10 protein-coding genes are annotated in these 10,212 nt (G+C 36.5%); all 10 read left to right on the top strand.

What is annotated here, in order from left to right; genetic code table 11:
• Positions 1-798: glucose-1-phosphate thymidylyltransferase RfbA (gene rfbA, locus BN1117_RS14975; RefSeq protein WP_040098647.1), on the top strand; the 798-nt coding region annotated here is incomplete at its 5' end.
• 61 nt (positions 799-859) lie between these two features.
• Positions 860-1,405, top strand: a complete 546-nt coding sequence (rfbC, locus tag BN1117_RS14970) for a dTDP-4-dehydrorhamnose 3,5-epimerase (RefSeq protein WP_040098646.1) — start codon at positions 860-862, stop codon at positions 1,403-1,405.
• A gap of 364 nt (positions 1,406-1,769) precedes the next feature.
• Positions 1,770-2,894, top strand: a complete 1,125-nt coding sequence (gene wecB / locus BN1117_RS14965) for a non-hydrolyzing UDP-N-acetylglucosamine 2-epimerase (protein ID WP_040098642.1) — start codon at positions 1,770-1,772, stop codon at positions 2,892-2,894.
• A 16-nt stretch (positions 2,895-2,910) separates the two neighbouring features.
• Positions 2,911-4,140 (top strand): lipopolysaccharide biosynthesis protein, encoded by a 1,230-nt coding sequence (locus BN1117_RS19525; protein ID WP_156130005.1) that lies wholly within the window; start codon positions 2,911-2,913, stop codon positions 4,138-4,140.
• On the top strand, positions 4,085-4,654 hold the full coding sequence (locus BN1117_RS19950; RefSeq protein ID WP_082032612.1) for a CatB-related O-acetyltransferase: 570 nt from the start codon (positions 4,085-4,087) through the stop codon (positions 4,652-4,654). The genes BN1117_RS19525 and BN1117_RS19950 overlap by 56 nt, the downstream gene beginning before the upstream one ends.
• A complete protein-coding gene (locus BN1117_RS14960) occupies positions 4,655-5,836 on the top strand; it encodes a polysaccharide pyruvyl transferase family protein (RefSeq protein WP_040098640.1) in 1,182 nt (393 codons plus the stop codon).
• Between the two features lie 4 nt (positions 5,837-5,840).
• Positions 5,841-7,043 carry a Coenzyme F420 hydrogenase/dehydrogenase, beta subunit C-terminal domain gene (locus BN1117_RS19155; protein WP_082032611.1) on the top strand — a complete coding sequence of 401 codons (1,203 nt, stop codon included), beginning with the start codon at positions 5,841-5,843 and terminating at the stop codon, positions 7,041-7,043.
• On the top strand, positions 7,040-7,912 hold the full coding sequence (locus tag BN1117_RS19150) for a glycosyltransferase family 2 protein (protein WP_082032610.1): 873 nt from the start codon (positions 7,040-7,042) through the stop codon (positions 7,910-7,912). Before BN1117_RS19155 ends, BN1117_RS19150 begins: the two co-directional genes overlap by 4 nt.
• The gene (locus BN1117_RS14955; protein WP_156130004.1) at positions 7,884-8,975 is read left to right on the top strand and encodes a hypothetical protein; all 1,092 of its coding nucleotides are present in this window, start codon (positions 7,884-7,886) and stop codon (positions 8,973-8,975) included. The genes BN1117_RS19150 and BN1117_RS14955 overlap by 29 nt, the downstream gene beginning before the upstream one ends.
• A 4-nt stretch (positions 8,976-8,979) precedes the next feature.
• Positions 8,980-10,101 (top strand): glycosyltransferase family 4 protein, encoded by a 1,122-nt coding sequence (locus tag BN1117_RS14950; RefSeq protein ID WP_040098636.1) that lies wholly within the window; start codon positions 8,980-8,982, stop codon positions 10,099-10,101.
• Positions 10,102-10,212 lie beyond the last annotated feature (111 nt).

Here is a 10,212-nt window from a genome sequence, read left to right as displayed (position 1 = left end):
CTGCTGCCCATCTATGACAAGCCGATGATCTACTACCCGCTCAGCACCCTGATGCTGGCGGGAATTCGCGATATTTTGATCATCAGCACGCCGCAAGATACTCCCCGCTTTGAGCAATTGCTGGGTGACGGTAGCCAGTGGGGCTTGAATCTGCAATACAAGGTGCAACCAAGTCCGGACGGGTTGGCACAAGCCTTTATTCTGGGTGAAGAGTTTATCGGGTCAGACCCCTGTGCGCTGGTGCTGGGGGACAACATCTTCTACGGCCACGACCTGCAGAAACAGTTGGCGGCCGCAGCGGCCAAAGAGAGTGGCGCGACCGTCTTTGCCTACCATGTGCATGACCCCGAGCGTTATGGGGTGGTGGAATTTGATAAGGCGGGCACCGCTATCTCTCTGGAAGAGAAGCCGTTGGAGCCCAAGAGCAACTATGCGGTGACCGGCCTCTATTTCTATGACAACAGCGTGGTGGAGATCGCCAAGAGCCTGAAGCCGTCGCCCCGAGGTGAGCTGGAAATTACCGATGTGAACCGTATTTACCTGGAGCAAGGCAATCTGTCGGTGGCCATGATGGGCCGTGGTTATGCCTGGCTGGATACCGGTACCCATGAAAGCATGATTGAAGCGAGCAACTTTATTCAAACTATCGAGACCCGTCAGGGGTTGAAAGTGGCGTGCCCGGAAGAGATTGCGTATCGCCAGAAGTTTATCAATGCCGACCAGGTGCGTGAACTTGCAGCGCCGTTGGCAAAGAATGCGTATGGACAATATCTGTTAAGAATGGTTGCCAAAGTCTGATGTGATATGGGGGAGGGAAAATACTTCCCCCATAAAAATTGAATCAAGTGTGGATAGACAGATGAATGTAATCAAGACAGCAATTCCAGATGTGCTTATTTTTGAGCCAAAAGTGTTTGGTGATGAGCGAGGTTTTTTCTTTGAAAGTTTCAACCACAAGTTGTTTGAAGAGGCGGTAGGGTATCCGGTGACGTTTGTGCAGGATAATCACTCCAAATCATCGAAAGGGGTGTTGCGTGGATTGCACTATCAATTGCCGCCCCATGCCCAGGGCAAGCTGGTGCGTTGTGTGGCCGGTGAAGTGTTTGATGTAGCGGTAGATATTCGTAAAAGCTCCCCGACCTTCGGGCAATGGGTAGGCGTTTACCTTTCTGGAGAAAACAAGCGACAGCTGTGGATCCCGGAAGGATTTGCGCATGGCTTTGTTACTCTGACAGAGACGGCCGAGTTTTTGTATAAAACAACCAATTACTATTCACCGCAGAGTGAAGGCTCAATCCATTGGGATGACCCACTAGTCGGGATTAGGTGGCCGATAACAAGTAAGGTGAGTTTGTCAAAGAAAGATCAAGATGCTGTTACATTGAATTTGGCGGTTACCTTTTAAATGTAAATAGATGCCCACAAGGTGAATGTTTGTACCCGCCTAATTTTGAATACCATATTACAATATTTTGAAAAGTTAGTCCGGCGGTGGCTCAGTGGCTATTACTGTAAGATGTATTATTGGCCGCAAGTTTAGGATGTTTGGTGATAGGTGCTTTATTGTATTATCGGTTAAATATTGGAGTTCGATAAGGTGAGTATCGCATTGTATAAGTTGGCAGGAAAATTAGTTTTAAGTTAAATGTGAAGATGAATCAAAAGCTGGTGAGTAAGAACAATTAGTTCCTTTCTCAAATCCTTTAAGCATGTCAGATTTCGTAATCTGGTGAACAGCTACTTAAAAGTGAATTTAAAAGGCTATTGATATGTTAAAAAAGAGAGTGTTGACGGTATTTGGTACCCGGCCAGAAGCAATAAAGATGGCACCTGTGGTACATGCTTTAGCTGCTGATGAACGTTTTGAGGCGAAAGTCTGTGTCACCGCCCAGCATCGTGAAATGCTAGATCAAGTATTATCATTATTTGAGATTAAACCAGATTATGATTTGAATCTTATGAAGGCTGGGCAGACATTAAATGATATTACAGCCCGTATTTTGCTTGAGATAAAACCGGTTCTACAAGAATTTAAACCTGATGTTGTGTTAGTACATGGCGATACTGCAACTACCTTTGCTGCCAGTTTGGCTGCTTATTATGAGCAAATTGCTGTAGGACATGTCGAAGCAGGCTTGCGCACAGGGAACATTTATTCTCCATGGCCTGAAGAAGCAAATCGCAAGCTCACTGGCGCATTGGCAAAATACCATTTTGCACCTACTGAAACATCTAAGCAAAATTTGATTCAAGAAAACTATGTTGAAGATAGCATAATCGTTACCGGAAATACTGTAATAGATGCGCTACTTATGGTAAAAGATAAGATTGAACAAAATAGTGTTCTGCAAGCTACATTAGCCTCTCGGTTCTCATTTTTAGATGAGACAAAAAAGTTAATTTTGGTTACTGGACATCGCCGCGAAAGTTTTGGCGATGGGTTTGAACGAATATGTGAAGCTTTAGCTATCACAGCTAAAGCCAATCCTGATGTGCAGATTCTCTACCCAATGCACCTAAATCCTAATGTACGTGAGCCGGTTAACCGCATTTTAGGTGGTATCGAAAATATTATTTTGATTGAGCCTCAAGAGTATCTGCCATTCATTTATTTAATGATGCGTAGCTATATTATTTTAACTGATTCGGGTGGAATCCAAGAGGAGGCTCCTTCACTAGGAAAACCTGTATTAGTGATGCGTGATACTACTGAACGTCCTGAAGCTGTTGCAGCTGGAACTGTTAAACTAGTCGGCACTGATGTTGAGCGAATAGTATTTAGTCTTTCTGAATTACTTAATGATGTTAATATTTACAAAGAGATGAGTTTTTCTCATAATCCATATGGTGATGGTTATGCTAGTAAGTATATTTGCAGTAAGCTCTTAATTTAACATTTGGCTATGATCTGTGATTAAATCAAATTCATTTATTGCTAGCAGTTTCAGTACTGCAGCAAAAACAATTAGTAACTTTGGGTTGTTTTTTTTAATAGGGCATTTCTATGAACCGAGTGTTTTTAGTCAATATATATATATTTCTGTTATAGCTGCATTTTTAGCTGCTGTAGTTGATATGGGTTACAGCACGAAGATAGTCGTAGATTTTACAGAAAAAAAACAGTCTAGAGCTCTTCATGAATCCTATTTGGTGAGGGGCTTTGCATCGTTATCTATTATTTTTTTATTTTTAATTTTTTCTTTTTTTTATGATTTCAATATGCTTTTCCTATTAATATTTATTAACTCTGTCCTTACATGCTGGCTGGAGTCCTTCTCATTCAGTCTGAGGTTTGAAAGTAAATATTGGTTAGAGTTTTTCTTTACTACATTAGTTCATTTTTTCCCGTTCTTAATTTCAGCTTGCTTGCTTGTATTAAATGTACAGCTTGATACGTTGTTTTTATTTTCTTCAGTAGTGAAGTTTTGTGTTTTTGTATTCTTATATTTAAAGCTGAAACGAGATAATGTGACATGGGAAAATATCAAGGGTGAGTTATTTCAATGCAGGAGGTTTTTTGTTGATTCGTTATCAATGAACATTCAACCTTTTTTTCAAGTTTTTATTGCTAAATTATTTTTGGCTTCATCAGAGTTTATTATATTTGGATATGCGCAAAAAATAATTCAGGCATTCACAACACTTTTTTCAGCTATCAATAATGTTTTTTATCCTAGCCTAGCAAGTAATTGGGCTTTAAAAGAGGTTGTAAGAAACAAAATAAAAAATTTCTTTCTAGTAGTTAATTCCTTGCCTTGTTGTGCACTGTTATTTTCTCTCTTTTATTATCTCTCACCATTGGATTTCTCTGGTTTTTTAAATGGTAAATATATTGACTTGTTAGGTGTTCTAAGTATATGTAGTTTCGTTGTTATGATAAGATTTAACAATGCGGTTTTGGGCTGCCTTCTAATTCTTTCCGGTATGCAGAAATTAAGGGCTAAGGTTAACATCATATCATTTCTTATAGAAATAACCTCAGTATTACTCATCTGCCAAATTTACCCTTTTAAAAATGCCTTGCTGGGTGTGATTGTTTTTTCAAATTTATTTATTTTAACCTCTTATTTGTGGGCTATATATAATGATGAAAATTTATCAAGTATTGTTTTTAATTGGAAGGAAAATAAAGTTAAATGAATTCGAAAGTAAGTATTTAAGGTTTTTTTTTAAAAAATTATATAATACAGATATAGGTTTATACAGCTATGGTTGCTTTGACCCTTTGAGAATCCCCCAAAATTCCAAAATTGGTCGGTATTGCTCTTTTTCTAGAACGTGCCAATTTTTAAATGCTAATCATCCTCTTGAAGAGGTATCTTTACATCCTTTTTTTTATAACTCTTTACTGGGTTATGTTGAAAAAGATAGGGTTAGTCGTACTTCATTTGAAGTCGGTGATGATGTATGGATTGGTCACAATGCAATTATTGTTGCTTCTTGCAAAAAAATTGGTAGAGGTGCAGTAATTGCGGCTGGAGCTGTTGTTACAAAAGATGTTCCTGCTTATGCAGTTGTAGCTGGAGTACCAGCAAAGATTATCAAGTATCGTTTTGAAGAGCAGAAGCAAAAGCAAATTGAATCCTCGCAATGGTGGTTGAAAGACAAATATGAAAACTTACGTTCATTTGGCATTTTTGGGGAGGGGAAGTAGATGAATAAAGTAAAGATTGGTTTCCTTTGGCATAATGTATCGTCAGGGAACTTAGGTGTTGGTGCACTTTCTATTGGCAATATGATTTTAGTTGATCGGGTTTGTCAAAATTTGGGTATTGATGCAGATTTTTTTACTATAGGTGATAATGAGGTAACCAGTGAGCAAAATAAGGCTCTTGTGGAGCGTCAAATAGGTCGCAAATTCGAGCATATAACAATCAGTGTCAAAGAACTGATTTCTAACCCAATAAAGTTGAAATCTTACATAAAAATGATAAAAGATTTTGATCTTGTATTAGATATTGGAGCCGGTGATAGTTTCTCTGATATATATGGTAATCGTCGTTTTCTAATTCAAGTTTTTACTAAGCTAGTTAATGCAATTTTTGCTCGAAAATCAGTGTTGTCGCCCCAAACCATTGGACCCTTTAAATCTAGGTTTGCTGAAATTGTATCTAGATTCATTATCAGAAATACAAGTTTAGTATTTGCAAGAGACGATATTAGTTTTAAAGTTGGTAAGGAGTTTGGGTCCTGTAATCTAGGCACTGATGTAGCATTATCTATGCCTTATTCTACGGTTCGTGAGGTTAGTGATAAAATTAAAGTTGGAATTAATGTTTCTGGATTACTCTGGAATGGCGGATATACAAGAGATAACCAGTTTGGTTTGGCTCATAACTATAAAGATTATATTAATGAGCTAATAGAAAGTTTCTTATCAGTTGAAAATATTGAAATACACTTGGTTTCTCATGTAATAGCTACCTCACCCGTTCAGAAAATCGAAGACGACTATGCTGCATGCATCGAGGTGGCTGAGTTATTTCCACGCTGTATTGTAGCGCCAAGATTTACGAATCCTATTGAGGTGAAAAATTATATAAGCAGTTTTGAATATTTCACTGGAGCAAGAATGCACGCCACAATTGCAGCCTTTTCAAGTGGTGTACCTGTTACACCTTATGCTTACAGTCGCAAGTTTAAGGGATTATATACAACGCTAGGCTATGATAAGGTGTTAGAAGCTAAAGAGTTATCCTTAAAAAATGCAATAAAAATGAATGTTGACCATTTTAATAAACGCATCCAAATAAAATTAGAACTTCAAGGCTTAACAGACAAAAAAAACCAATTGACTGAAAAATACACTAGCGCTTTGGAAGGGGTGTTGAAATAATAGTATGGATGTGATTCAGAAAGTTTTAAAAAACGATTTATGTACAGGTTGCGGTCTGTGTTCATCTCTATTCCCTAGTAAAATTGTTGTCAATAAGGGGGAATATAATCGCCCTGTATGCAGCAAAAAGTTAAACGGTGATGAGCAGGCTATTTTCAGAACTGTTTGCCCTGGTATAAATCAGGCAAGTATTAAAACTAATTCAAGCCACCCGATCTGGGGGCCAATTGAAAAATGCTATATCGGTTATTCAAATGATAATGAGATACGCTATTTAGGTTCATCTGGTGGCATTGTTACTCAAACTCTACTATATGCGTTAGATAAGAATATAGTCGATCTTGTTATTCAGATAGGTGTAGATAAGCGTAATCCACTAGAAAGTTTTTCTAAAGTAAGTAGGTCTAGAGAAGATTTACTTGAGGCCACAGGATCTCGTTATAGCCCTGCATCACCATTAGAGTATTTTTTGCAGACTCTAAGAGACAATCCTAACAAGAGGATTGCGTTTGTTGGTAAACCGTGTGATTGCGTAGCTTTGCGCAACTTAATGTCAATAGATAATGACGTAAAAAATGCTGTTAAATTAATTGTTAGTTTCTTCTGTGCGGGTACACCAAGCCGATCAGGTGTTAGAAGGGTTGCTGAAGCTTTAGATTATAATGTTGATATCCCCGTTGAAAACTTCTATTTTCGAGGCAAAGGTTGGCCAGGAAAAACGACTTTAGTGCAAAATGGCCTCTCTACTACAATGGAGTATTCTCGTTCTTGGGGGGAGATTCTAGGGCCAACGATACAAAGTAGATGTAAACTTTGCGCTGATGGTACTGGTGAGGTGGCTGATATTGTTAGTGCTGATGTTTGGCATAGCGACGATAGGGGTTATCCTTTATTTACAGAATCAGACGGGCAAGGGCTTGTACTTGCAAGAAGTGAAACTGGTAAATCTATAGTAGAAAAAATGGTTATTAACAATGTCATAACTGTTACCGATTATGATATTGAACAACTGTCTAAAGTGCAAGTGACGCAATTTGAAAGAAAATCAACAATTTTAGTGCGTCATATTGCTAAGCAAATAGGTGGTTTTGTGTTTTTCAGCATGTCTAATCAAAGAATGATGGCGGCAGCGAAATATGCCACATTGTATAAGCATTTAAGAGTTTTTGTAGGTTCATTTCTCCGAGTTATTAAGGGGCGAATGTGATAAATATAATGATCTTAAATTGGAATAGCTCTGCTGAGATATTTACGCTCCTATCTTCTATAAGAAAATCAGTTTTTAAAGACTTTAGGGTGTTGATTATTGATAATTTTAGCAATGATTCTGAGAGGTTAAATGATTTAATCGATTTTTTTCCAGAGTTTGAAATTCATATAATCTTTAATAGTTCAAACTTCGGATATGCTAAGGGAAATAATGTAGGGTTCGAATATCTTGAAGGGAACGGTATTCCAGGAGATATATTAATAATAAACCCTGATGTCAAAGTTAGAGCTGACACGTTATATGAATTGGTCTCTGCAAAGCTGCAAAATAATAATGTAGGCGCAGTGATGATTAGAACTTTTGATGAGTTTGGTGTGGTGATTTATGATAAAATTATACTTCATGGTTTTAAGCAAACGTACAAAAAATTTCCAATTACATTTGAGGGGATAAATGAAACTGATTATTGTGCTGGCTCTTGTATTTTATTAGATAGGAATGTTATTCGAGAGGTTGGTTTATTTGATGAGGCGTTTTTTTTATATTGGGAAGAGGTTGATCTGTCTCTAAGAATACGAGAATCCGGGTATAAGTTGTTATCTACAACTAAATCGAGTGTTGTTAGAAAGTCAAACTCTTTAGATAGAAGTATAAATGCTTACTATTATTTTATTAGAAATAGTTTTCTCTTAAACAGAAAATGGCCCAATGAATGTGGTAAATTCTATCACTTTTTATTCATATTTTCAGCAGTCTCCTCTGCATTAATCAATAGTTTTAAAAAAAACGACTTTAGATTTATTAAAAGTTCACTGAGAGGCCTCTGGGACGGTATATATGGAAAAAGTGGCGTTAAGTCATCATAGCCTACTCTATTACTTAGTTGTATTGTCTACTTTTATATGTGCATCACCCTCACTTGTTGGCGGATTTTTTAGTAAAATCGCGATCATTATTTTAATATCGATTAATATATACTTCTTCAATGTTAATCGATATGTTTACTTATCTATATTGTTTATTTCTTCAGTTTTTATAATAAAATATTTAGTTGCAATAGCAAGTGAAGGATATAATGTTGACCTATATCCTCTTGTTCTAATGCTTCATCTTTATTTTTTAGTGACTTATCCTTTTGGTAATAAACTATACTTTAACGCAGTGAAATTAGGTGTTGAGTTATGTTTTTATTTTGGTTTTATAGCTTCTTTCATTTCTTTAGTCTTAGGGAAAGGTGTTTTTATATTTTCCCTAGCAAACAAGGGGTTGCCAAACATTTATGCTTTTGAGGGGTTCACTACGACGCCGCAAGCGTTTGCTTCTCTAGCAATTCTTGTGTTGATGTTTAATTATAATAGCATAAAAGGTGCATTTAAAAGGTATATCCCTTTTATGGGGTTGCTGCTTTCTATTAATAGAACTATTTTATTGGGTGGTATGTTAGTATTTTTTTATAGATTTTTATTTTTATTTCTTCCTATAATTGCTTTGAGTTTCATTTTTATTGAGCTCTTCGCATTCGAGACTAAACTGTTCACGCTGCAAACGATATCAAGTCGCATTGATATGTTAGTAAATATTAGCTCAAATTATTTTTCGATGGGGATAAGTGGTATAATGTTTGGCACATTTATGTCGCCAAACTTTGAGGTTCATAGTGCGGGGACTAAATATATAGAGAATGGGATTATGTTTATTCTCTATTACTTTGGCTTAGTTGGTTTTATCGCTTATTCTATTTTTGTCGGATTTTTACTTTTCAGTTCTATCAAGTTAAAATTTTATTCCAAGGCGAAAGTATTAATTTATTTTATTCTTGTCACAACAATAGTTCCTATGCTTACTCATGAGTTTTTATATATTTCATTTTATGTCTCAATAATATTTTTTATTGAGCAGGTTTATTTTCTAAATTATAAAAAAAGGTAGTGAGATGAAAGTTCTGTTTATTACAAGACCGACAGTTTTTTCCGGTCCTGGTGGTGATACAATACAGTTATTGAAAACTAAGGAACATTTAGAGCAGCTAGGAATTATTGTTGCCATTGCAGGTGATAGTAAACCAAATTTCATTGACTATGATTTAATTCATTTCTTTAACCTGAGAAATCCACAAGATATTTTACATCATGTGATAACAGCAAAAAAACTCTCCATTCCAACAGTGCTTTCTACTATTTGGGGAAGTTACAATGAATGTGATCGAAAAACTAGGAGAGGCCTTCAGAAATGGATTGCTAATAATGTTTCTGAGTATTCGCTAGAGTATCTAAAAACCACTGCAAGAATTATTTTTAATGGTAATTTCCATTATGGAATGTTGCGTTACTTATTTAAAGGACACTATCGCTCCCAGCAATTCATTGCAAAAAATATAGATGTCCTTTTACCAAATAGTCCTACTGAGCTTGATCGTGTTGTGTCTGATATGAAGCTTGATGTATATAACGGTTTATGGGTAGCTAACGCGGTTGATACATCGGTTTTCGATCATTCAAGAAAATTCTCAGGTAAATATAAAGAGTTTGAAGGTTGCTTGCTTAGTGCTGCTCGTGTTGAAATCAGAAAGTGTCAATTAGACCTTATTAAGGCCGTAAAAGATTTACCCTATAAATTAGTTATCGTGGGCAAGCCAAGTCCCAATAGTAAAGCCTATTATGATGAATGTGTTCGTGAAGCTGGCGCGAATGTGGTGTTTATTAATCATGTAGATCAAGAAGAACTAGCAGAGTTGTACCATGTAGCAAAGGCTCATGCGTTAATATCTTGGATGGAGACTCCTGGTCTATCCTCTCTTGAAGCCGCAATGATGCATTGCAATATTCTGGTTACTGATCGAGGGGATACAAAATTTTATTTTGAGGATTATGCAGAGTATTGTGAACCAGGAGATGTTGAGTCAATAAGGAAGGGGGTTATATCCGTTATGAGCAAGGAATTTAATCCAGATTTAAAAAATAGAATTGCTTCTATGTTTACTTGGCACCACACGGCTAAACAAACATTAGAGGCATATCAACTTGCACTACGGTTAAAAAATAAAGATCAGGGTTAATGCTCTAGGGACTTCCAAACATCTTAAATCGTTCATTTTCTATAAAGTATTCTCTTGTTAGTCAAGATTTCCCTGATTTTATGTTTCTAAACAATCTAAACAATCTAAACA

The organism is Aeromonas australiensis, from assembly GCF_000819725.1.
Lineage (GTDB): Bacteria > Pseudomonadota > Gammaproteobacteria > Enterobacterales > Aeromonadaceae > Aeromonas > Aeromonas australiensis.
The sequence above is the reverse complement of the archived record's forward strand: the minus strand, read 5'-3'. Positions and strand labels throughout refer to the sequence as shown.

Coding starts and splice junctions, on each gene's coding strand:
- BN1117_RS19950 (WP_082032612.1), top strand. CDS start 4,085: ATGATGAAAATTTATCAAGTATTGTTTTTAATTGGAAGGAAAATAAAG.
- rfbC (WP_040098646.1), top strand. CDS start 860: ATGAATGTAATCAAGACAGCAATTCCAGATGTGCTTATTTTTGAGCCA.
- BN1117_RS14955 (WP_156130004.1), top strand. CDS start 7,884: ATGGAAAAAGTGGCGTTAAGTCATCATAGCCTACTCTATTACTTAGTT.
- BN1117_RS14950 (WP_040098636.1), top strand. CDS start 8,980: ATGAAAGTTCTGTTTATTACAAGACCGACAGTTTTTTCCGGTCCTGGT.
- wecB (WP_040098642.1), top strand. CDS start 1,770: ATGTTAAAAAAGAGAGTGTTGACGGTATTTGGTACCCGGCCAGAAGCA.
- BN1117_RS14960 (WP_040098640.1), top strand. CDS start 4,655: ATGAATAAAGTAAAGATTGGTTTCCTTTGGCATAATGTATCGTCAGGG.
- BN1117_RS19155 (WP_082032611.1), top strand. CDS start 5,841: ATGGATGTGATTCAGAAAGTTTTAAAAAACGATTTATGTACAGGTTGC.